Genomic DNA, 22370 nt, shown 5'->3' with positions numbered 1-22370 from the left:
TTTTGCCTGAAAATTCATCGGGGGCCGAACCGTCGTGCGGCCAAATTTATCTTGACTCTCATACTCATGGTTTCATAAAGACGCAATAGGAGACTAGCAAAGTCAAGTTTAAAAATTTCGATGCTACACGCTGGGGCCGTTGGCCGAGCGGACACGCGTCAAACATATTCAGGAGAGATGTCGATGCTGATGAAAACCATCTTGGCGCTCGCTGCTGCGGGTGTGTTCGCCGCGGCATCTTCCGCTCCTGCTTTCGCCCAGGATGCGACAGCGGCGGCGCCTGCTCCAACGGCGTCCCATAAGCTTAATGTCGAGTTGAATGCGCTGGCTCCTTCGCAGAAGGGATGCATGATGACCTTTGTTGCCGAAAACGACATGGCAACCCCGATCAACAAGATCTCCTTCGAACTCGCTTTCTTCAACGACAAGAATGCCGTCGACCGGGTTACCGTGCTTGATTTCCGCGACCTGCCGCTCGGCAAGAAGCGAGTGCGGCAATTCGATATGCCGGGCGTCAAGTGCGAAACGGTCTCCCGCATCATCATCAATGACACGCCGGTCTGTGACGGTCCGGCGGCCGGCGAATGCAAGGCCGCTCTAATCACGCGCTCGCAGACATCTGTTCCTTTCGAAGGCTGAAGCCATGGCAATGCGCTCGGCGAAAGTTTCCATCGCACGCCGCGCGGATGGCGGCATGAATGACAACTATCCGAGCGTGCTGCCCGGCCATGAATTGGCGGGCCTCGAGGGGGTGCCGCGACCGCCGGCTGCCGAAGCCGTGGCGCATTACAGCCGTTTCACGCAGATCAGTCCTTATCCGGAGCATCCGAGCGAAGCTGCCCCGGTTGAGATGGCGGAGCATCTGCCGATGGACGCGCTGCCTGAGAGGACGCGAGAAACAGTTGCCGGACGCAAGACGTCGCTGGTCTTCTCCGGTGTGGGATCCTGCCTGCTTCATGCCGTTATCGTTGTCGTGCTGCTTTTTACCTTCGTCGCCACGCCCGAGGACGCGCAGGAAGAGGCGGGCGATACCGTCAGCGTCATCATGATCGGCAATTCCGATGCCGATCAGATGGCTACGGGCGAGGAAAATCCGCAGTCCGAGCCGGAGCAGGTGGCCGCGGAGGCCGTGCAGCCGCAGACGGTACAACCGACTGAAATGGCGGCGGAACAGACGCAGCCGCTGCAGCCTGACGTCGTCCAGCCGCAGACGGTGGAAACGCAGCAGGCGCAAACAGCCGAGTCCGTTGAGCCCGTGGAGCAGACCCAGCCTATGGCAGTCGCACCCGAGCAGCCGCAGATTTTGGCGACGCAGGCGCCGGCCGAGACGACGGTCATCCAGCCCGCCGAACCGGTGCAGCCTGTCGATAGCCAGGTTGCCGAAGCTCTGCCGACAGAGCCTCCGCATGAGGTTGTGACGCCGGTGGAGAAGCCGAAGCCAGCTGAACGGCCGAAGGAAATAAAGAAGCCTGCCGTAAAGGTCGCTAAGGCAAAGTCGGGATCTCGCGGCGAAAATCAGGACAATTCGAAGAGGGGGTCCGCCGATGGCACCGAGGCAGCGCAATCCGATAACAATTCACAGGCAAATTTTCGTCGGACAGGTGCGGGTAGTGCAGCTGTCGCCAATTATCCTGGCAAGGTGCAATCGCGCATCCGGCGAGCTGTGCGCCTCTCATCCAAGTACGAGCCTGGCATTACTGTGCGTGTCCGCCTCACCATTGGTTCGAGCGGTGATCTGACCTCCCTGTCAGTCGCTCGAAGCTCGGGCTTCCCGGAGTTGGACGAAGCAGTTACCAGCGGTATCCGCCGGGCGGCACCGTTCCCGCCGTTGCCTTCGGAATGGGGCAAGCCGAGTTGGTCTTTCACGCAAGAAGTGCAAGTGACGGGACGATAGGTTGTGAGGCCCATCGGCTAGGTGTAACCGGATGCCGTTTACCGGTCCTAGAAGGGGCAAATGCCGGACACCCGCCGAGTGCCTTAAAATATGATAAAAATCATCAACTTTATACTTTACTCCAAAACTCATGTTTACTAAGGTCGCCTCACGCTTAGTGGAATCGAGCGTGGAAGAGCAACCAGCAAACGGGTGATGTATGGCGCGTAAGGGGAAGAGGGATTCTGGCCGCGAGAGCCGTGAGACGCAGACAACGGCGCAGTTTTCCGGGAAATCCACTCTCGATGGGCGCAGCTTCCTTTATGTGGGCGGCCGTGATTGCCAGGTGGCGCATCTTCGCCAGATCGCCAGCAATTTCGGTGCCGAACTGATCCACCATGATGGCGGCCTGCGCGAGGCGGTCTCGCGTATCGATACCGTGCTGCCGTCGGTCGACTGTGTGTTCTGCCCGATCGATTGCATCAGCCATGATGCCTGCCTGCGGGTGAAGACGGGCTGCAAGAAGTTTGGCAAGGCCTTCATTCCCCTGCGCAACGGCAGCAAATCCAGCCTCGAGCGGGCGTTGCAGACCATGAAAGAACGAGACGCATCAAGATGATCGATAACGGTCCTGACGGGTTTATGCTGATCGGCCTGCACAAGCTGGCCGAACAGAACGGTGATGGCCTGGTGCCCGAACTCTATGAATTGCTGATGCGCCGCGCCGAGGAACAACGGCGGGCCGCCAATGTCGCGACATTTCCAGCCTGGAGGACGCGGCAGCCGGGAGAGGCGCCGGAGCAGCCGCTCCATGAAGCAAGCCGCGATGGCGCAAATGTCGTTGCCTTTGCGCCTGCCGTAGATAAGACTGTTGCCCATCGCAAGAAGGTCTGATCGTCGAACGAGGTTGCCATGTACATCGCCATGAACCGCTTCAAGGTCGTCATCGGTTTGGAGGGCGAATTCGAAGAGGTCTGGAGAGGCCGCGATTCTCGCCTGTCGGAAGTGCCTGGTTTTCTCGAGTTCCGTCTCCTGCGCGGAAAATCGAGCGTGGAGGAGGGCTATACGCTATTTTCCTCGCACACGACCTGGCACAGCGAAGAAGCTTTCATCAACTGGACGAAATCCGAGCATTTTCGCATGGCGCACCGCAATGCGGCCGATAACAAGCGCCTCTATTGGGGTCCGCCGCAATTCGAAGGCTTCGCTGTCGTTCCGGGGATTTGAGGCTGCGTCGCCTACCTCGGTAAAATAGCTTCTTTCAGGCCTTGGTCGCACCGGTTCTGAAGAAAGCGCCGAGCGCTATCGCCGCCCATCCGGCGATCATGCCCATTCCGCCCGTCGGGGCGGCCATCGGAAACAGCGAGCCGGCGCCGAAATGCCTGTTGATGAGATCACCGGCGAAGATCAGCGTTCCCAATCCCAGCAAGACAGCGGCAATCGGCGCGGTGCGGATACGGCCATAGCCGGCATAAAGCGCCAGGAGGGCAGGGGCATGGGCAAGGCTCATGGTGGAGGCCGCGCCGAGGAAATGCGTGTCGCCGCCATGAGTTGCAGCCGCGGCAAGCGCCACGCCGCCGCCACCGAGAATGCCGGCGATAAACAGGGTGGCCGGACGGATTATGACGCCGATGCTCATGTTTTCCTCATTGCCTGTTCTGCATGTGGAAAGCCAGGCGCTCGACCGGCCCCCAGATGATTGCCCGCAGCTTTTCATTCTCGATGGTTTCATCCATGGCGCGGCGGAAGCATAGCAGCCATTCATCGCGCTCCTTCGGGCCGATGGCGGCAATGAAGTGGCGACTGCGCAGGCGAGGATGCCCGTGCTTCTCGACATAGAGCTGCGGCCCGCCGAGATAGCCGGTCAGATATTCGTAGAATTTCTCTTGCGAGCCTTCGAGGCTCGGCGGATGCACGGCACGGCAATTGGCGGCCTCCGGCAGCGTATCCATCAGTTCGTAAAAGCGCGCTGTCAGCGCCCGCACGGTTCGGTCACCGCCGATTGCCTCATAAAGTGTGATGGTTTCTTCGCTCAAGCCCGGGCCCCTGTTTGCGATGTCCTAGATGGCAACTCAGAGACGCTGCCGCAACTGTGGAAGCGGTCGGTGCGGCGTTTCGGCGCTGGTTATTTTACCGTTGCCAGCTGGAACGCGTCGCTTTCGCCGGGAATGAGTTCGAGCGGCCACACCGTCTGGCGTGTCTTCCCGAGGTATTCCTGGCTATAGGCGGGCATGCTGGAAAGCAGGATTTCCGCCAGCTCGACGCCAAGGTCATGCACCGAGGTGCGGAAGCAGGTCAGCGCCGGCTGCAGGAATTTGGCGCGCGGCGCCTCGCGGAAGCTGACGACGGCAATTTCGCGGCCCGGAACGATGCCGGCTTCCATGAGGCGACGATAGAGGCCGATCGCCATCAATTCGTAGATCAGGATCACTGCGGTCGGCCTGTCATGCAGCTTCAGCAGTTCTTCGCCAACCTGGTAACCACCCTGTTCGCTCGATTTGGCGCGAAGGACCAGTGCGGGGTCATAAGCGATGCCGTGCCGTTCCAGCGCCCGGCGATAGCCTTCCACGAAGATGAAGCCGAGATTGATATCGCTTGCCGGCGCGCTGATGGCAATGCGGCGATGTCCGTGTGCGACGAGCCGGTCGACGGCGGCATTGGCGACGCCGGCAAAATCGAGGTCGGCCCATGCATGCTGCGCGCCGGAAAGACTGCGGCCAAGCGCTGCAAACGGGATCTTTGCCTTGGCGAGCAGGTCGAAGCGTTTGTCGATACGCTGCGTTTCCGAAATGATCATCGCATCGGCAATACGCCGCGCAACCATGCGCTTCAGATATTCATAAGGGTCTTCGTCATGTGGACACGGGAGCATGATCAAATCGAGATTGTGTCGCGAGAAGACGCTCTGCAGCCCGCCCGTTACGGTCAGAAAGAAATTGTCGCTGTTCTCGACCGTTTCCCTGCTGGACTGGATCATCAGACCGATGACGTTGGTGGTGCCCTGTCGCAGGCTGCGCCCCGATTGATTGGCGACATAACCCAGTTGCTCGGCGGCGGCGAGAACGCGCTTGCGGGTTTCCTCGTTGACATCGGGCTTGCCGTTCAATGCGCGCGATACCGTGCCGATCGAAATATCGAGATGCTCGGCAAGCTGACGAATTCCCTTCATCGGCCGCAGTTTTCCTCCATGCGCCATTTTCCAGAGTCCTCCTCTATTGACACAGGAAAATCTTTTCGCATAGTATCGTAAACGTTTACGGAGCGCGTGTCATGAGGGGTTTACGCACCGCCCGCTGGAGGACATCGTGAAATTTAATGCCATTTTGTGCGGGTGCGGAGCTATGTCCAAGGGCTGGCTCAGGGCCATCACCTCGACGCCGGCGCTTGCCGAATCCATTCAGATTGTCGGCCTGGTCGATCTCAATCGGGCGACCGCCGAAAGCCTCGCGAAAGAATTCTCTCTCGACGGTGCCGTCATCGGCTCCGATCTCGCCGAGGTCATTGCTGCGACCAAGGCGGATCTGGTCTTCGATATCGTCATTCCGGCTGCGCGTTTCGGTGTGGTTTCGACAGCGTTGAAGGCCGGCTGCCATGTGTTGAGCGAAAAGCCGATGGCGACGTCGCTCGCCGAGGGTGCGGCGCTGATCGATCTGGCCGCTGAAGCTGGCAAGGTCCATGCCATCATCCAGAATCGCCGCTTCATCTCCGGCATCCGTCGCATGCGGCGCTTGGTAGAGGAGGGTGCGATCGGCGACCTGACGGGCGTCCATTGCGATTTCTTCCTCGGCCCGCATTTCGGCGGTTTCCGCGAGGAGATGGACAATGTACTGCTGCTCGATATGGCGATCCATACCTTCGATGCCGCCCGCTTCGTCTCCGGCAAGGTGCCGCTTTCGGTCTATTGCATCGAAAAGAACCCCGCGGGTTCCTGGTACAAACATGGCGCCTCGGCCCATGCGCTCTTCGATTTTTCCGATGATGTCGTCTTCAGCTATCGTGGCTCCTGGTGCGCCGAGGGTCGTCGCACGAGCTGGGAGAGCCAGTGGCGGCTCACCGGCAGCAAGGGCATGCTGACCTGGGACGGCGAAGAGAATTTCGAGGCCGCTGTCGCCGGCGACGAGCCGGGTCTGCTGCACGGCTTCACCCCGATCGAGGTTCCCGGGCCGAAGCATGAGGAGGAGACGCATGGCCATGCCAGTGTTATCGCCTCCTTCATCGAAGCGATCAAAACGGGCAAGCCGCCGGAAACGGCGAGCTCTGACAACATTCGCAGCCTCGCCATGGTCTTAGGCGCGATCGAGAGCGCCAAGACCGGCCGGCGCGTCGACATTTCAGCACAAGGACAATGACATCATGACAAATCCGGCAAAGGCCATCCGCATCGGCACGATGATCAGGGCGACGAACGAGGATGCCGCCCAGAACATCGCCAAGATCGCTGATCTAGGCTTCGAAAGCTTCGAGCCGTTCTTCTGGCAGAGCACCAACGGCCAGAACCTTGCGGAACTCGGCAAGCGCTGCCGCGAGGCCATTGGCGACCGCGACATCACGATCTCGACTCTCGGCATGTTCGGCAATCCGCTCGAAGAGCGCGAGATGGACCTGCAGACGCTTCAGGGCTGGAAGGATTGCATCGACAACGCCCATCATTTCGGCGCAACCTGCGTTGCCGGCTTCACCGGCCGTATCCGCAATCAGCCGCTCACCGACAGCCTGCCGCGCTACAAGCAGGTCTGGAGCGAACTTGCCAAGCGTGCCGCTGACAAGGGCATCAAGATCGCCTTCGAAAATTGCGCCATGGACGGCAACTGGGCGACCGGCGATTGGAACATCGCGCATAACCCGGATGCCTGGGAACTTATGTTCAACGAGACCCCGGACGACAATCTCGGCCTGGAATGGGAGCCGTGCCATCAGATGGTCTATCTGATCGAGCCGCTGCCGCAGATCCGCAAATGGGCGAAAAAGATTTTCCACGTCCATGGCAAGGACGCGACGATCCGCTGGGATGTCATCAAGGAGCACGGCATCTTCGGCAAGGAGAAGTTCGTCTTCATGCGCACGCCGGGCTTTGGCGACAGCAACTGGACCGACATCATTTCCGAGCTTCGCTTGGCCGGCTGGTCCGGCTCCATCGATATCGAGGGCTGGCATGACCCGGTCTATCGCGATGCGCTCGAAATGACCGGCCAGGTACATGGCCTGAACTATCTCAAGGCAAGCCGGGGTGGGGACTTCGTCGAGTAGTGCATGCATTTGCAAAACTGCATCGATTTAAGAGGCAAGTTGTGCGTTAATGAAATGCCCGGAGCGTCTGATGTTTCGAGCAGGACGGGTACCCAAACGGAGGAACTGCCGAGCGTCCGCTCCTTGCCCCATGTGGCAGGCGGGCGCTTGGTGCAGATAAGAGGAAAACGCCGATGGCAGCGCGGGCCATGTCATCGGACAGATACCGTCACGGTTCGCATGGTGGAGGAGAATGTATGAATATTTTTTCGAAGCTGGCGATCACAGCCGGCATGTCGCTTCTGTTGGCTGCCGGTGTAGCGCAAGCCCAGAGCAAGACATTTAACGTCTGGTGGTTCGAGCTGCCGGATACTTCACAGGCCAAGGCATGGACCAAGGCGCTCGAAGAGCTGAAAGCCAAGCATCCCGACGTAACGATCAATTTCGAACAGAAGACATTCGAGCAATTGCAGAAGGCTGGCAGCCTCATCCTCAATTCGGATCAGGCGCCCGATCTGCTCGAATACAACAAGGGCAATGCCACTGCTGGTCTCGTTGCCTCGCAGGGGCTGTTGACGCCGCTCGACGATCAATTCAAATCGCGCGGCTGGGACAAGATCCTCAATGAAACCAATAGCCAGCTCAGCAAATACGATGGCAACGGCATCTACGGTTCCGGTCCGATTATCGGCATTCCCGTTTATGGCGAATTCGTTTCGGTTTTCTACAATATCGACATGTTCCAGGCCAACGGCGTGAAAGTGCCGACCACGCTGGATGAGTTCGAAGCCGCGCTGGACGCTTTCAAGAAGAAGGGCATTACGCCGCTTGCCTATGGTACGGTGGATTCCAACGCACAGCATCTGGTCTATACGCTGGCTCTGACGCAGGCTGACGACACCTGGGTCAAGAACTATCAGGGGCTCAAGGCACCGCTCGATACCAAACCCTTCCTGTTTGCCGCGCAGAAGATCGCCGACTGGGTGAGCAAGGGTTACATTTCGAAGGATTCGACCGGCCTCAAGGGTACCGGCGGCGCCGACAATCTCTTCTCGTCCGGCACAGCTCCAATGTTTGTCAGCGGCACCTGGAACAACGGCAATTTCGCGAACGCGATCAAGAACTTCAAGTGGAGCCAGTTCATCTTCCCGACCCCGAAGTACAGCGTGGGTTCGACCGGTAACCTGTTCATGGTGCCGAAGAGCGCCAAGAACAAGGATCTTGCCTACGAGTTCATCGATCTCGTCCTGAGCAAGGAAAACCAGAACCTGCAGGCCAATCTCGGTGGCGTTGCCATCGCCGCCGATCCGGCCACGGTTACCGACGAAGTCGGCAAGCGCAATGTCGAACTCTTCAATCAGATCTCCAGCAAGGGCGGCCTCGGCTTCTACCCGGACTGGCCGGTGCCCGGCTACTACGAACTGCTGATCCAAGCCACGACCGGCCTGGTCAACGGTTCGACCACGCCTGAGCAGTTCGCGGAGCGCCTGAAGAAGGCCTACGACGACGTGCAGGCCGCGCAGTAACACCATCGGCGACAATCACAACGGCAAGACGGCTTTCATGCCGCCTTGCCGTATCGGACTGGAGGATTTCGATGGATAAGTCGAAGAGCGCCGGCAGGGCGGGGTACTATCTCTATATGATCCCCGGCGTGCTGGGGTTTGTTCTCGTCGTGCTCGTTCCGCTGATTGCCAATTTTGCCATCAGCTTCACGACATGGAAGGGCGGCGTCATTCCGCCGCGATATGTTGGCTTTGAGAATTACCAGCGGCTGCTTCACGATGCAGCTTTCTGGGGTTCCATCCAGCATACGCTGCTGTTCATCATCTCGATGACGATCGTGCCCATCATATTGGGGCTGGTGCTGGCGGCGGTGCTGTTCGATTATATCAGTGCGCAGTTCAGCCAGACATGGTCGAGCTTCTTTCGTGCGGGCTTCTACCTGCCGCAGATTCTCCCGCTCACCGCCGCCGGCGTGTTGTGGGCGTGGATTCTCAACCCTATCGGCATCATCAATGCGGTGCTGAAGGCGATCGGCCTCGATTTCATGGCGAAGAACTGGCTGGGGGATGCCACCTATGCGCTGTGGGCGGTTTCGGCCGTCATCGTCTGGGTGCAGGTGGGCTATTGCCTGGTCGTTTTCATGTCCGGATTGGCACGCGTCGATCCTTCGCTGTACGAAGCGGCCGAGCTCGACAATGCGAGCTGGTTCGCGCGTTTTCGCGCCATTACCATTCCGATGCTGATGCCTGAAATTTTCGTCGTCGCATTGACGACGCTGATTGCCGCGCTCAAGGTTTTCGCGCCGATTTATGTTCTGACGTCGGGCGGACCGGACAATGCGACAACGGTTCCATCCTATCTGTCATACTACCATTTCTTCACGACGAACCGCGTCGGATATGCGGCAGCCATCGCGACGCTGCAGACGGTCATGACCATCATACTCGGCATCGTTTTCCTGCGTATGCAGTCGAAGCAGGCCGAAGGAGGGCATTGAGATGGCAACCGCATCCTCGATTTCCACACACATCGCTTCGGCGGAGCATCGCGTAAGAAGGGGCTTCGGCCGCTGGGTCGTTCTCGGCATCCTGCTGGTTTTCCTTGCAGGCACGCTCTTTCCGTTCTTTCTCGCGGCAGTCAACGCCATCAAGACACCTTCCGACTATGCCGCCAATGGTCCGCTTGCAGTTCCGCACAGCTTTGATCTGACGGCGCTGAAGAACTTCTGGGCAACGGTCGATTTCCCTCGCAAACTCTTCAACAGCGTTCTCATCAGCGGATGCACCGCCATTCTGGCCGTCGTCCTTAGTCTGCTGAATGCCTATGCCATCGGCATAGGCCGGGTGCGCGGCGGCCAAGGGGTTCTCGTCCTGCTGCTGATATCCATCATGGCGCCGCAGGAGGCTTTGGTCTATCCGCTCTACTATATGTCAAAGCAGGTCGGCCTGTTCGATTCGATGCTCTCGGTTATCCTGATCATCGGCGTGCTGCATACCGCATTCGGGACCTATCTTCTGTCTTCGGTGCTGGCGACCTTCCCGCGCGAGATCATCGAGGCGGCGCAGATCGACAATGCGACGCGGTGGCAGATCCTCTGGATGGTTATCGTGCCGGTGCTGCGTCCGACGCTCGCGGTGCTGGCGACCTTCTTCTTCATCTGGACATGGAACGAATTCCTGATCCCGCTTGTGTTTCTGGTTTCCAACAACAACCAAACCATCTCGGTTGCCATGGGCGTGCTGACAGGCGCCAACACGCAGGATCCGACTGCGATTGCGGCCGCTTCTCTGCTTGGCATAACGCCGACGATCATCTTCTTCCTTATTTTCCAACGGACGCTGACGCGCGGTGTCGCGGTCGGTGCCGTCAAATAACCAATGCGGAAGCCCCGTTCGGCGAAAGCCGCCGGGCGGGGCGCGACGAATGGCAAGTTCGATAAGTTCGATTTTCCGCAGGAGGCGTAAAGTGGCAGGTATCAATATCAAATCCCTCACCAAGCATTTCGGTGCAGTGCAGGTTCTGAACGACATCGATCTGACGATCGAGCGCGGCGAGTTCGTCGTCTTTCTCGGCGGTTCGGGCTGCGGCAAGTCGACCTTGCTGCGCATGATCGCTGGCCTGGAGACGATCACCAGCGGCGAAATCTGGATCGGCGGAAAGCGGGTCGACCAGCTGCCGCCCGGCGAGCGCGGCGTATCGATGGTCTTCCAATCCTATGCGCTCTATCCGCATATGACGGTTCGGGACAATATGTCCTTCGGCTTGAAAAATATCAAAACGCCCAAGCACGAGATCGCAAGACGCATCGAAGAAGCGGCGAAGATTCTGGAAATGCCGCATCTATTGGATCGTAAGCCTTCGGCACTCTCCGGCGGCCAGCGCCAGCGTGTCGCGATCGGCCGCGCCATCGTGCGCGAGCCTGACGTCTTCCTTTTCGACGAGCCGCTTTCCAACCTCGATGCCGGCCTGCGCACACGTACGCGCGTGGAACTGGCGCAGCTGCATGAGCGGCTGGGTGCGACAATGGTGTTCGTGACGCACGACCAGGTGGAAGCGATGACACTCGCCGACCGTATCGTGCTGCTCAACAACAAGAAGATCGAGCAGGTGGCAACCCCCGTCGAGATCTACACGCGCCCGGCGACGCGCTATGTCGCCCAGTTCGTCGGCTCGCCCGGTATGAACTTTATCAACATAGCCGGCCTGGATGAAGCGGGCGGGCTGGCAACGGCGACCTTGCCGGATGGCTCGGTCATCAAAACGGCTGTCGCGCTTAACGGCCTTGCGAATTCCGGGCTGACGCTTGGCATCCGCCCGGAGCATCTGGTCGTGACGACGGCCGAGAAAGGCGATATCGGCGGCCAGGTCGAAACTGTGGAGCGCTTGGGCGACCGTTCGCTCGTTCATGTCCGGCTTAAGGACGGCTCGAAGATCAACGGCACCGATCCCGGCATGACGACGATTACGACCGGCGCGCCGATCGCCTTCACCGTCGATGCAACAAAGGTCAGCATCTTCGACGAGAAGGATGCGGCTCATCATTCCGTAAACTGAGGAGGAAACAACACGAGATCATCCACAAGCAATTAGGCCTAGACACTACCGATTAGAGCGTTGACGAAACCGTCCAACTGGTATGTTATGTCGCCATGTCTACCGCGCATCACAGAAAGAAGCAGCCCTTGTTCGTCCGCCAGCAGTTGCTGGAGGTGGCGGCGCGGCTTGCTTCCGAAAAGGGGATGACAGCGGTGACGCTGGATGCCGTTTCCGGCGCCTCCGGCGTCAGCAAGGGCGGATTGCTGCATCACTTCCCCAGCAAGAACATGCTTCTGGAAGCTCTGTTCGACAGCCTGCTGGAACGGCTGGACGCTGCGATCGAGGAGGCGATGCGCGCCGATCCGCTGCCGCACGGCCGCTTTACCCGCGGTTACCTGCATGCCTGCCTGGCACTGCGCGATCAGCCGCAGGGTACGAAGGACTGGGCACAGGTGACGATGGTGCTGCTCACCGAACCGCAATTGCGGCAGCGATGGCATCAGTGGGTGCGCGAGCGCAGCGAGGAATATGTCGGCACGGACTCCTCTGTGGATGCGGCAATCGTCAGATTGGCGGCCGATGGGATCTGGCTTGCCGACCTGCTCGGCAGTCACGACATGGACGAGAGTGCCCGTCAAAGGCTGATCGCCCGGCTGATCGAGCTCACGCAGCTCTAGCCCTATCGGAGATAATGGAATGGCTAACGCATCGGTCTATGCAATGCTGCTGATCGCGATCGTGCTTGAAGTGATCGGCACGACGGCATTGCAGATGTCGCAGCAGTTTACGCGCCTCGGCCCGACGGTCGTTCTCGTGGTCTGCTACGCGGCAGCGTTCTATTGCCTTTCGGTAACGTTGCGGGTCATTCCGGTGGGCATCGCCTACGCCATCTGGAGCGCGCTTGGCATCGTGCTGATTTCGATGGTGGGCGTGGTGCTTTTCCGGCAGAAACTCGATCTTGCCGCGATCATCGGTCTCGCATTGATCATCGCCGGCGTGCTGGTCGTGAACCTCTTTTCAAAATCCGTGTCGCACTGAAAACAGAGGTGTTGCTCATGGTTGTTTTTGGCTTTGTCAAATCGCTTTGAACGCATTATGTCTTGCGCCGGATAGGCTGATGGAGGCTTGAAATACGGCGCTTTTCCAAAGCGCTTTGGATCGCATAACCTATTCAATCCTAATGGTATTAGAGGAGTGCCGTAATGACTATTCGTGCCGTCGTTTGGGGCGAGAACATTCATGAGCAAACAAACAAGGTCGTCGCCGAGATCTATCCGGAGGGCATGCATAACACCATCGCCAAGGCGCTGAATGCCGATGCAGGCATCGAGGCAACCACTGCAACGTTGCAGGAGCCGGAGCATGGTCTCAGCGAAGCCCGCCTGAAAGACACTGACGTCCTTCTGTGGTGGGGTCACAAGGATCACGGCGCGGTCAAGGACGAAATCGTCGAGCGCGTGGCAAAGCGTGTGTGGGAAGGCATGGGCCTCATCGTGCTGCATTCGGGCCATTTCTCCAAGGTCTTCAAGCGCCTGATGGGTACGCCATGCGCGCTGAAGTGGCGCGAAGCCGGTGAGCGTGAGCGCCTCTGGGTCATCAATCCCCGCCACCCGATCGCAGCTGGCCTCGGCGAGCATTTCGAGCTGGAGAATGAGGAAATGTACGGCGAACAGTTCTCCGTTCCGGAGCCCCTGGAAACCGTATTCATCTCCTGGTTCCAGGGGGGCGAAGTCTTCCGCTCGGGCATGACCTGGCGCCGCGGTGCCGGCAACATCTTCTATTTCCGTCCCGGTCACGAGACCTATCCGACCTATCATAACGGTACGGTTCAGAAGGTCCTGATCAATTCCGTAAAATGGGCCTATAACCCGCTCGGCACCCAGGCCAGCATCCATGATGCGCCGAACGTGCCCGTCGAAAAGGCGTTGGAGCCGATCGTCGAACGCGGCCCGAAATTGCATCAAGCCGGCGAAGCCGGTTATCGCTGAGGTATCAGATGCGTCTTATAGTAGTTGGCACGGGCGGCATGGCGAAGAACCATGTGGAGCATTTCGCCCGCATTCCTGGCGTCGAAATCGTCGGCGCCGTCGATACGGATGCGACGAGGCTCACCGCCTTTTGCGATACGTTCGATATCAAGAAGCGCTTTCTGTCCTTGGACGAGGCGCTGGCCTGGGGTGAGTTCGATTCGGTGACGAACGTCACGCCGGACAAGGCTCACAATCCGACGACCCTGCCGCTGCTTGCCGCGGGCAAGCACGTTCTCTGCGAGAAGCCTCTCGCGGAGAATTATGAAAAGGCTCTGGAGATGACGGAAGCTGCCGAAAGGGCAGGGGTCGTCAACATGGTCAATCTGACCTATCGCAATGTAGCGCAGCTGCAGAAGGCGCGCGAGATGGTGATTTCGGGCGAGATCGGCACGGTCAAGCATGTGGAGGCGTCCTACCTCCAGAGTTGGCTCGTATCCAAGGCCTGGGGCGACTGGCGCAGCGAGTCCAAGTGGCTTTGGCGCTTGTCGACCGGTCATGGCTCGAACGGCGTTCTCGGCGATATCGGCATTCACATCCTCGACTTCGCCGCCTATGGCGCCGCGACCGATATCGATCATGTCTTTGCCCGTCTCAAGACCTTCGCAAAAGCGCCGGGCGAACGCATCGGCGAATATACGCTCGATGCGAATGACAGCTTCTCGATGTCGGTCGACTTCGCCAACGGCGCGCTCGGCGTCGTGCATGCGAGCCGGTGGGCGACAGGACATCTGAACGAGCTGAAGCTCCGCATCTATGGCGAGCGCGGTGGCCTGGAGGTGTCCCATAGTCCGAACGGTTCGGAACTGCGGGGCTGCTTGGGCGATGATACGGAAACCGCGACGTGGAGGGTGCTTGAAGTACCGCCGGTGCTGACCAACTACCAGCGTTTCGCTGATGCTGTCATGACCGGCAGCAGCCAGGACCCAAGCTTCCGTCATGCTGCCAACTTGCAGCGCGTGCTGGATCTTGCGATGGTGACCGAAGTTGAACGGCGCGAACTGAAGGTCTGATATCATAATCAGCCTTCGGGCAACGCCTTGGGAGTGCACGCATGTCTACCGAGGAAAAAGTTGCCAGCCACTATACGCATGGATCGCTGGAAACGGCGATCCTGCAAACGCTTGCCGCCGACGGCAAGGATATCGACAACTTGCGCATCCGCGACCTGGCTGATGTCGATGAATTCCATTTGGGGCGACATGCCGCAACGGTGGATTTCGCGAGGGATCTCGATCTTTCTGCCGGCCTGCGTCTTGCCGATATCGGCTCCGGCCTCGGCGGGCCGGCACGCCATTTTGCCGACTCCTACGGATGCATCGTATCGGGCATCGATCTCACCGAGGAATTCGTTCAGGTCGCCACTTCCCTGACGCGTCGCTGCGGCCTGGCGGAGCGGGTCTCCTTCCGGCAGGGAAGCGCTTTAGCGTTGCCCTTCGAGAGCGGCAGTTTCGATCGCGTCACGCTCATTCACGTCGGCATGAACATAGAGGACAAGGCGAGACTGTTTGCGGAGGTCCGGCGCATTCTCAAACCGGACGGCCGGTTCGGCCTCTATGAAATCATGCAGATGCGCGACGGCACGCTCCCCTTTCCCATGCCCTGGGCGATGGAGCTGGAAACCAGCTTCGTCCGTAGCCCGGACGTCTATCGTCAGCTGTTGGAGGAAGCCGGTTTCGCGGTGGAGCTGGAACAGGATCGCAGCGCTCTCGCGATCCGGCTTGCGCATGAGGCGCGCGCCAAGGCGGCTGCGGGCGAGCCGCGAGACCAGGGTTTCCGTACGCTGATGGGGCCACGGGCAGGGGAGCGAAGCGCCAACGTCAACATTTCGGTCGAAGCCGGCCTGCTAGCGCCGATCGAGATGATTGCGCGGGCGGTATGACAGAATACGCCCGGCGTCTTCCGCCGCGGCGCATTGACAGCTGGGTGGCTGTTTCTATATTGGAAATCCAACGGTAATGGATTTCTGCCGGGCCTTGGTGGCCGAACCGCTGCTCTGATTTTCCCAGGGAAGCTGATGACTCCTACTCAACGCGCCTGAAAGGCGAAGGAGTAGAGTCATGTCCTTTTTCTTGCCGTTATTCCACTCATGTCTCTTATTCACCGTCCCCGGAAGACCATGTGCCGGCTTCGCGGGAGGGGCAAACTAATGTCCGCATCAGCCTATTTTCATCATCGCTTTCAGCAATTTCGCAGCCTGTCCAAATGGATTCTCCTGGTGGTGCCGATGGCAATGGTTGTCGGTTCGCTGTGCGCGCTGTTCCTTTGGAGCCTGGACAAGGCGACAGCCGCGCGCTTCGATCACCCTTGGCTGATCTTCCTGATGCCCGTTGCCGGTTTCCTCATGGTGCTGGTCTACCAGCGCTTTGGCCGAGGCTCGGAAGGCGGCAACAATCTGATCGTAGATCAGATTCATGAGCCCGGTGGCGGCGTGCCGCTGCGCATGGCTCCCTTTATCCTGGTCTCGACGGTTGTGACGCATCTGGTCGGGGGGGCGGCGGGCCGTGAGGGAACAGCGGTACAGCTCGGCGGCAGCATTGCCAGCGCCTTTGCAAAGGTGTTCCGGCTCAGCCACGCCGAGATCCGCGTCCTCCTCATGGCGGGAATCGCCGCGGGCTTCGGCGCGGTGTTCGGCACGCCGATCGCGGGTGCGGTTTTCGCTCTGGAAGTTTTGACGATCGGGCGGATGCAATACGAGGCGCTGATCCCGAGCCTCGCTGCTGCGATCGCGGCCGACTGGACGTGCCATGCCTGGGGCATCGAGCATATCCAGTACCACATCGGCTATCTCTCCGGCACGCCGGCCGGCACGTTCCATCTCGATGCGCCGCTGCTCATCAAGGTCGGGCTTGCCGGCGTCATCTTCGGCTTGGTCGCACGTTGCTTCAGCGAGATATCGCATGCTGCGTCGGCGGCGTTCAAACGGTTCTGCGCCTATGCGCCGCTGCGGCCGGTCATCGCCGGCGCGGTCCTGATCGGCCTCGTTTACCTGCTCGACACCCGGCAATATCTCGGGCTTGGTGTCTGGTCGCCCAACCCAAGCGATGCGACGATCCTCGGCTTCTTCGATCCGGCCCGCGTCGATTACTGGAGCTGGTTCTGGAAAGCACTTTTCACGATCGTGACACTCAGCTCCGGCTTCAAGGGCGGCGAAGTGACGCCTCTGTTCTTCATCGGGGCTGGACTCGGCCATGCGCTTGCCGCCATTCTCGGCGCACCAGTCGACCTCTTTGCCGCGTTGGGCTTTGTCGCCGTCTTCGCGGGTGCAACCAATACGCCGCTTGCCTGTATGATCATGGGGATCGAGCTATTCGGCGCGACGCATACCGTCTACCTCGCTGTCGCATGCTTTCTTGCCTATATCTGCAGCGGCCACACCAGCATCTATCTCTCGCAGAGGCTCGGCATCGCCAAGAGCGCGGCCTCTGGCCAGATTCCCGCCAATACACCACTTCGCCATATTCGGGAGCGCGGCGGGAAGACGCGGCCGGAAAATATCCATAAGATCGAAAAGGTTTGATGCAAGGGCGGCTGGAGGTTGTCGTGCTCTATCTTGTCGTGTTTCTCGGTGCCGGGTTGGGCGGCGCATTCCGTCTCGGTATCAACGAGCTCGCCGCTCGCCTGCTCGGGATCGAGTTTCCATTCGGCACGTTGATCATCAATGTGCTTGGTGCCTTCATCATGGGGCTGCTGACGGAGTATTTCGCTTTTCGCGGCGGTATGTCGCAGGAAATGCGGTTGTTTCTGACAACAGGCCTTCTGGGCGGGTTTACGACGTTTTCGACCTTTGCGCTGGAGAGCGTCATGCTCTGGGAGCGCGGCCAACAGATACCGGCTATTGCCTATATCGCCTTGTCCGTTTTCCTGTCGATTGCAGCCCTGATGGGAGGGCTTGCAATTGTCCGGCTAATAATTCAGGCTCAAACGGTATAGTGATGAGGGGTCGGCAAATTTTGCCGTATTTTTGCCGATTCTGAGGTGAATGCCTCTCGAGAATCGCTGGAGTTTCTGTCCACGACATCCACCGCTCGTTGCGAACGGACTCTCTTGCGAAATTCGACCAATCAACTCATATAATCGCCTATTACGATCACCGTATAACAGAGGAGTCGGGCGTCAATCAGGAAGCACCGGGCGAATATCCCAAGTTTTTAGCCCGTTGCCACTTCGGGAATTGCACGCAGCTTCCCCCATCAAAGATTTCCTCCCTGGACGGCCCTTAATAGATAGACATGACGGAGAGTCCCTTGAGCGCACCTGCTCCCACTTCCAACCAATCTCCTGCTCCGGAACAGACTTTCGGCACGGCTGGCATCGCACCGATGGATCGCCCAAGCGCCATGACGCGCTTTTTCATGGGCATCGTCGCCTGGGCGGAAGGCCTCAATCTGAAATACGCCAAGCTCGGCAATCCGCCGGTCTATGACACCAAGACTTTCCCCTGGGCCGCAGAGATAGAAAAGGATTTTCCGGCCATCCGCGCCGAGCTGGAAAAGGTCTTGCTGCGCCAGAGCGAGTTGCCGACCTTCCAGGACATCTCGACCGACGTGAAGACCATTTCGACCGATACGCGCTGGAAGACCTTCTTCCTCCTCGGTTTCGGCGTGAAGTCGGAGCAGAACATTAAGGCGTGCCCGAACACCTGGGCGGCGGTGCAGAAGATCCCTGGCCTGACGACGGCGATGTTCTCGATCTTCGAACCTGGCAAGCATCTTCCGGCTCATCGCGGTCCCTATAACGGCGTGCTGCGCCTGCATCTCGGACTTATCGTGCCGGAGCCGAACGATAAGCTCGCCATCCGCGTCGACAAGCAGGTTTGCCATTGGCAGGAAGGCAAGGCGCTGATCTTCGACGACGCCTATGAGCACGAAGCATGGAACCATTCCGACAAGACGCGCGTCGTGCTCTTCGTCGACTTCGTCAAGCCGCTGAAATTCCCGGCTCGTTTCGTCAACTGGGCCTTGATGAACCTGGCGATCTTCACGCCCTTCATCAAGGAGGGTCTCGACAACCACAAGGAATGGGAAAAGAAGTTCTACGCCGAAGCCGAGGCATTCAGAAATCGCCCGAAGCCCTGACCCAATCAGCCAGTAAATTTAACAAGACCCCGGAATTCTTGCAGATTCCGGGGTCTTGTTTTGAGCGATCAGCCTAACGCTCAGGCAGGCTTATCCGTCTCTTCCGTGCCATCATAGTATTCCTCTTCCACAGGCTGCGCGGCATTGGTCTTGCCATCCAGATTGCCAAGCAGTGCCGAGATGGCATTGTCGCCGTCGAAGCCGGCTTCCTTCAGCAGGCGGTCGAGGATCGGCTTGTTGGCCTGGTAGGAGAGAAGCTGGCCGGCAAGCCCTTCGCCGAGGCCGACGCCGCTGCCGCTATTGGTCCCGTTGCCGTTGCGGCCGAGCATGCCGCCGGTGTCGAAGATACGGATATCCGAGATTTTCTCGATCGGCTTGACCGCTTCGGCAAGGGCGGCGGGCACGATGCGAATGCGCTCGCGAGTAATCTCGAATTCGATGATGGCGGGGCTGAGCTTGTTGCGCGCTTCGTTGAGCAGCGCTTCGCTTTCAGCCGTTGCCTTACCGGTTTCGAGAATACCCTTGGCCTTGATGATCGCAGCGTCGGCTTCTGCCGTTGCCAGTGTCTTGATGGCGTCGGCCTGGTCGGTCGCGGCCTGCTTTTCGGCTTCTGCTGCAATGGTGACGGCGGTTGCCTGGGTCTGTGCGCGCTTCTGCGCGTCGATCACGGCGATCTGCTTCTCACGTTCGGCGATCTCGACTGCCTTGGCGGTGCCGACCTTTTCCTCGGCTGCGATAGCAAGGGCGCGAGCGGCTTCTGCCTTTGCCTTGGCTTCAGACTCCTCGCGGCTCTTGTTGGCGACCGCGATGGCGCTTTCCTGTGCGACGATCTGGATATCGCGGCGGGCTTCGGTATCGCGCTGCTGCACGGCGCGGGTCGAGTCGATGTTGGCGGATTCGCGGGCCTGCTTGGCAGCTGCCTCGCGTTCGGCGATCGCCTGTTCGGCGGCGATGCGGGCTTCCTCTTCCGCACGCTTGGCGGCTTGTTCCTGCTGTGCGGTCTCGGCGCGGGTGGCGGCGGACTTGTTGGCGATGTCGCGCTGTTGGTTCAGTTCGGCCTCACGCTTCGTCCGCTCGATGGCGAGCGACTGCTGGCGGGCTTCCAGATCCTTCTGGGCGATCGCAACTTCGGTATCGCGAACGACTTCGTTGCGCTCCTTCTTGCGCGCCTCTGTGACGCGGGTCAGCGCGGCAAGACCATGGGCGTCGAAGAAGTTGTTGGCGTTGAAGTGTTTGATATCGGTCTGGTCGAGACGCGTCAGTGACACGGATTCCAGTTCGAGACCGTTAGACTGCAGGTCGGAACCGACCGCATCCTGCACGGCCTTGACGAAATCCATGCGCTGTTCCTGCAGGGCATCGAGGCTCATCGTGGCCGCCACCGAGCGCAGGCTGTCCACGAACTTAGCTTCGATCAGCTGACGTAGCTGTTCGCTGTCGTTGGTGCGGTTGCCGAGCGTCTGGGCGGCGAGAGCGATCGAGGAGCTGTCCGGCTTGACGCGAACATAGAACTCGGCGCCGATATCGACGCGCATGCGGTCCTTGGTGATCAGTGCGTCGTTCTCGCCGCGCTGGACTTCCAGGCGCAACGTCTTGAGGTTGACGCGGGCGATCGAGTGGAAAATCGGCAGCACGACGGAGCCGCCGTCGAGCACGACTTTCTGGCCGCCGAGGCCGGTGCGAACATAGGCCTCATCGCGGCTCGAGCGCACATAGAGCGAGGCAAGGACGAAGCCGATCCCGAGGATCAGGACGAGACCTATGCCTGCGGGGAGAATAAGGTCGTAAAGGCCGTTCATGAAGGTTGCTCCGTAGAGGATTTGTCATCGGACCTCACAAGGTCCGAGGGGGCGGAAACTGCGATGAAGATGTCGGCCTTGCGGTCGACAAGCAGAACTTGGGCGCCGATCGGCAAGGGGCTTTCACCCTTGGCGGCGCTGGCGCGCAACTGATGCCAGTTGCCATGCGCATCTTTGACGCTGACGCGGCCGGGCAGACCCTGATCCAGAGGACCGATGGAAACCGTGCCGGTACGGCCGACGAAGTCGTCGGCCTCGACGGCATAGGTCTCGTCGCGCGGCACGATCCTGGCGATCATTCGCGTTGAGCCGCGGACGAGAGGGATCGTGACGGCAAGGGCCGGCACTGCGGCAGCGATCGCCGGCAGCGGCGCCCGGATCACGTCGGCCACGGTCTGGATGGCAAAGCCCGTCACGGCGAAGATGCCGAGGGCCAGCATGATGAGGATCAACAGCGGCACGCCGCCGATATTGATCCAGGACAACAAGCCGGCGAGCACTCCGTCATGACCTTCGAAATGCGGCTTGCCGATGAGTTCGCTCAGCGAGAAGCCAAGCAGCATCGACAGGATTTCGATTGCTGTCAGTCCGATCAGGATCATTGCCGCGATGGCAAAGGGCGCACATTCGGGTGCGAGGAACAGGTGCATCGGTTACTGGCCGTTGGCCTTGAAGCGGGCAAGGCGTGCTTCGATAGCCTGCTCCCGGTGCAGGCGATCCAGCTCATCGAGCTCGGCGCTGGTTGCGGGCTCACCCGAGGGTACGCCGGTCAAGCGGGAAACGGCGGCTGCTGCGCGCGCTGCACCGGCGGCCGGCGTCGGCCGTGGATTTCCGCCCGTTGCTTCTTCGGGAGCATGGCGGGCGATGCTACGCTTGAAATCGACAAGCCGCGCTTCCGCCTCGCGACGCGCGGCAAGAACAGCCTGAAGCGCCTTCTGACCCTCGTCGATCTGTGCGTTCGCATCCGCAAGCGCCTTGTCGAGGGCCGCAATCTGGGCCTCGAGATCGATCTGGCGCGAGACGCCGGCCTTGGCGAGATCTTCGCGGTCGGCAGAGATCGCGAGCCGGATCTTGGCGTCGAGCGCGTCGAGATCGGCGACGATCTCGCTGCGGCGGCTCTGGATGCGGTATTCCTCGGCGCGCGCCTTGCCGAGATCGGCGCGCGCTTCATCGGCGGCGGCGTCGATCTCGCGCAGCGCCTGCTCGATGACGGCAACCTTGTTGGCGCCTTCTACGGTGTCGACTGCGGCATTGGCGAGGCCTGCAATCAGTCGCCCCATGCGGGAAAGAATGCCTTCATGCATCGTCATGTTATCCTCCGTTCGGGGAGAGTTTGGTGTTACCCCGATGTGAATCGCGTAGTGGCCGCCATCGGCGATCAGATAGGCGGGGATATTGCTGTCCCAGCCTTTGAAATAGCCGGCCACGTCGAAGGGCACGGCAACACGACCGCGCACCGTCGAGATTGTCAGGTCTGACGGACCCTTGATGGCAAAGAGCTTTTCGTCGAGCGGCAGCCGGTTCCAATCGGCAAGCCCGCCTCGATTGGCCGCAAAATCACGCAAGCCCAGTGTCACGAGGCGCGCGGGTAAAGCAGTGCGTTCGCGGATGGTCTCATAGGCAAGATCATGAAGCGTGACGAGATTTGCTCCGGCTCTGTCCGGAACGATTTCGCCCAAGAGTTCCATCATCTGCCCGTATGCGGCAAAGGTCTCGTCCAGAGCCTGCCGCGCTTCGTCATTGGGAGCGAGATCATATCGCAGACGAGAGCGGTGCGTTGGTACATGTGTCTTTGCCATGGCCTTCAAGTAAAGCACCGCTGCGG

Annotated in this window: 25 protein-coding genes and 1 riboswitch; of the genes, 19 read left to right on the top strand and 6 right to left on the bottom strand. The window is 59.8% G+C overall.

What is annotated here, in order from left to right; all coding sequences use genetic code 11:
- Positions 1–183: 183 nt before the first annotated feature.
- The 5 genes from I8E17_RS11660 to I8E17_RS11640 all read left to right on the top strand — a co-directional run bounded on the left by I8E17_RS11660 (position 184) and on the right by I8E17_RS11640 (position 3100).
- A complete protein-coding gene (locus I8E17_RS11660) occupies positions 184–639 on the top strand; it encodes a hypothetical protein (RefSeq protein ID WP_069611672.1) in 456 nt (151 codons plus the stop codon).
- A 4-nt stretch (positions 640–643) separates the two neighbouring features.
- Positions 644–1894 (top strand): TonB family protein, encoded by a 1251-nt coding sequence (locus I8E17_RS11655; RefSeq protein WP_069611671.1) that lies wholly within the window; start codon positions 644–646, stop codon positions 1892–1894.
- 199 nt (positions 1895–2093) lie between these two features.
- Positions 2094–2492: a DUF2325 domain-containing protein gene (locus I8E17_RS11650; RefSeq protein WP_069611670.1), complete on the top strand. Its 399-nt coding sequence runs from the start codon at positions 2094–2096 to the stop codon at positions 2490–2492.
- A complete protein-coding gene (locus tag I8E17_RS11645) occupies positions 2489–2767 on the top strand; it encodes a hypothetical protein (RefSeq protein WP_069611669.1) in 279 nt (92 codons plus the stop codon). The genes I8E17_RS11650 and I8E17_RS11645 overlap by 4 nt, the downstream gene beginning before the upstream one ends.
- An 18-nt stretch (positions 2768–2785) precedes the next feature.
- Complete coding sequence (locus I8E17_RS11640; protein WP_069611668.1) at positions 2786–3100, top strand: antibiotic biosynthesis monooxygenase; 315 nt, start codon at positions 2786–2788, stop codon at positions 3098–3100.
- A 34-nt stretch (positions 3101–3134) separates the two neighbouring features.
- Here I8E17_RS11640 and I8E17_RS11635 read toward each other — a convergent pair whose 3' ends face one another.
- The 3 genes from I8E17_RS11635 to I8E17_RS11625 form a co-directional block, all read right to left on the bottom strand.
- A complete protein-coding gene (locus I8E17_RS11635; RefSeq protein ID WP_069611667.1) occupies positions 3135–3512 on the bottom strand; it encodes a DUF423 domain-containing protein in 378 nt (125 codons plus the stop codon).
- A gap of 7 nt (positions 3513–3519) precedes the next feature.
- Positions 3520–3909, bottom strand: a complete 390-nt coding sequence (locus tag I8E17_RS11630; protein ID WP_069611666.1) for a group II truncated hemoglobin — start codon at positions 3907–3909, stop codon at positions 3520–3522.
- Positions 3910–3998: 89 nt separating this feature from the next.
- Entirely contained in the window at positions 3999–5042 is a 1044-nt protein-coding gene (locus I8E17_RS11625) for a substrate-binding domain-containing protein (protein WP_069611665.1), read from the bottom strand.
- Between the two features lie 136 nt (positions 5043–5178).
- Between I8E17_RS11625 and I8E17_RS11620 the strand changes: the two genes are divergently transcribed.
- The 14 genes from I8E17_RS11620 (at position 5179) to I8E17_RS11555 (ending at position 18746) form a co-directional block, all read left to right on the top strand.
- On the top strand, positions 5179–6222 hold the full coding sequence (locus I8E17_RS11620; RefSeq protein ID WP_069611664.1) for a Gfo/Idh/MocA family oxidoreductase: 1044 nt from the start codon (positions 5179–5181) through the stop codon (positions 6220–6222).
- Between the two features lie 4 nt (positions 6223–6226).
- A complete protein-coding gene (locus tag I8E17_RS11615) occupies positions 6227–7120 on the top strand; it encodes a sugar phosphate isomerase/epimerase (protein ID WP_069611663.1) in 894 nt (297 codons plus the stop codon).
- A 236-nt stretch (positions 7121–7356) separates the two neighbouring features.
- Positions 7357–8625, top strand: a complete 1269-nt coding sequence (locus I8E17_RS11610) for an extracellular solute-binding protein (RefSeq protein ID WP_069611662.1) — start codon at positions 7357–7359, stop codon at positions 8623–8625.
- Between the two features lie 71 nt (positions 8626–8696).
- Entirely contained in the window at positions 8697–9602 is a 906-nt protein-coding gene (locus I8E17_RS11605) for a sugar ABC transporter permease (protein WP_069611661.1), read from the top strand.
- A 1-nt stretch (position 9603) separates the two neighbouring features.
- The gene (locus I8E17_RS11600; protein ID WP_069611660.1) at positions 9604–10479 is read left to right on the top strand and encodes a carbohydrate ABC transporter permease; all 876 of its coding nucleotides are present in this window, start codon (positions 9604–9606) and stop codon (positions 10477–10479) included.
- A gap of 91 nt (positions 10480–10570) precedes the next feature.
- On the top strand, positions 10571–11659 hold the full coding sequence (gene ugpC / locus I8E17_RS11595; protein ID WP_229002021.1) for a sn-glycerol-3-phosphate ABC transporter ATP-binding protein UgpC: 1089 nt from the start codon (positions 10571–10573) through the stop codon (positions 11657–11659).
- Between the two features lie 95 nt (positions 11660–11754).
- Positions 11755–12318, top strand: a complete 564-nt coding sequence (locus I8E17_RS11590; RefSeq protein ID WP_069612823.1) for a TetR/AcrR family transcriptional regulator — start codon at positions 11755–11757, stop codon at positions 12316–12318.
- Positions 12319–12337: 19 nt separating this feature from the next.
- On the top strand, positions 12338–12679 hold the full coding sequence (locus tag I8E17_RS11585) for an SMR family transporter (protein ID WP_069612822.1): 342 nt from the start codon (positions 12338–12340) through the stop codon (positions 12677–12679).
- A 164-nt stretch (positions 12680–12843) separates the two neighbouring features.
- Positions 12844–13629: a ThuA domain-containing protein gene (locus I8E17_RS11580; RefSeq protein ID WP_069612821.1), complete on the top strand. Its 786-nt coding sequence runs from the start codon at positions 12844–12846 to the stop codon at positions 13627–13629.
- Between the two features lie 8 nt (positions 13630–13637).
- Positions 13638–14681: a Gfo/Idh/MocA family oxidoreductase gene (locus I8E17_RS11575; protein WP_069612820.1), complete on the top strand. Its 1044-nt coding sequence runs from the start codon at positions 13638–13640 to the stop codon at positions 14679–14681.
- 41 nt (positions 14682–14722) lie between these two features.
- Positions 14723–15550 (top strand): class I SAM-dependent methyltransferase, encoded by an 828-nt coding sequence (locus tag I8E17_RS11570; protein ID WP_069612819.1) that lies wholly within the window; start codon positions 14723–14725, stop codon positions 15548–15550.
- Positions 15551–15613: 63 nt separating this feature from the next.
- Positions 15614–15702: riboswitch (Fluoride riboswitch) on the top strand.
- Between the two features lie 115 nt (positions 15703–15817).
- Positions 15818–17188 carry a voltage-gated chloride channel family protein gene (locus tag I8E17_RS11565; RefSeq protein WP_069612818.1) on the top strand — a complete coding sequence of 457 codons (1371 nt, stop codon included), beginning with the start codon at positions 15818–15820 and terminating at the stop codon, positions 17186–17188.
- 23 nt (positions 17189–17211) lie between these two features.
- The gene (gene crcB / locus I8E17_RS11560; protein ID WP_069612872.1) at positions 17212–17601 is read left to right on the top strand and encodes a fluoride efflux transporter CrcB; all 390 of its coding nucleotides are present in this window, start codon (positions 17212–17214) and stop codon (positions 17599–17601) included.
- A 299-nt stretch (positions 17602–17900) separates the two neighbouring features.
- Entirely contained in the window at positions 17901–18746 is an 846-nt protein-coding gene (locus I8E17_RS11555; RefSeq protein WP_083258171.1) for an aspartyl/asparaginyl beta-hydroxylase domain-containing protein, read from the top strand.
- Positions 18747–18826: 80 nt separating this feature from the next.
- Here I8E17_RS11555 and I8E17_RS11550 read toward each other — a convergent pair whose 3' ends face one another.
- From I8E17_RS11550 to I8E17_RS11540, 3 genes are read right to left on the bottom strand one after another with little or no spacing between them, the layout of a single operon-like run.
- On the bottom strand, positions 18827–20545 hold the full coding sequence (locus I8E17_RS11550; RefSeq protein WP_069612816.1) for a flotillin domain-containing protein: 1719 nt from the start codon (positions 20543–20545) through the stop codon (positions 18827–18829).
- Complete coding sequence (locus I8E17_RS11545) at positions 20542–21195, bottom strand: OB-fold-containig protein (protein ID WP_069612815.1); 654 nt, start codon at positions 21193–21195, stop codon at positions 20542–20544. The genes I8E17_RS11550 and I8E17_RS11545 overlap by 4 nt, the downstream gene beginning before the upstream one ends.
- A 3-nt stretch (positions 21196–21198) precedes the next feature.
- Positions 21199–22344: a PspA/IM30 family protein gene (locus I8E17_RS11540; RefSeq protein ID WP_069612814.1), complete on the bottom strand. Its 1146-nt coding sequence runs from the start codon at positions 22342–22344 to the stop codon at positions 21199–21201.
- Positions 22345–22370 lie beyond the last annotated feature (26 nt).

Source organism: Rhizobium sp. AB2/73, assembly GCF_020871915.1.
In the GTDB taxonomy this organism is placed as follows: Bacteria; Pseudomonadota; Alphaproteobacteria; order Rhizobiales; family Rhizobiaceae; genus Rhizobium; species Rhizobium dioscoreae.
The sequence above is the reverse complement of the archived record's forward strand: the minus strand, read 5'-3'. Positions and strand labels throughout refer to the sequence as shown.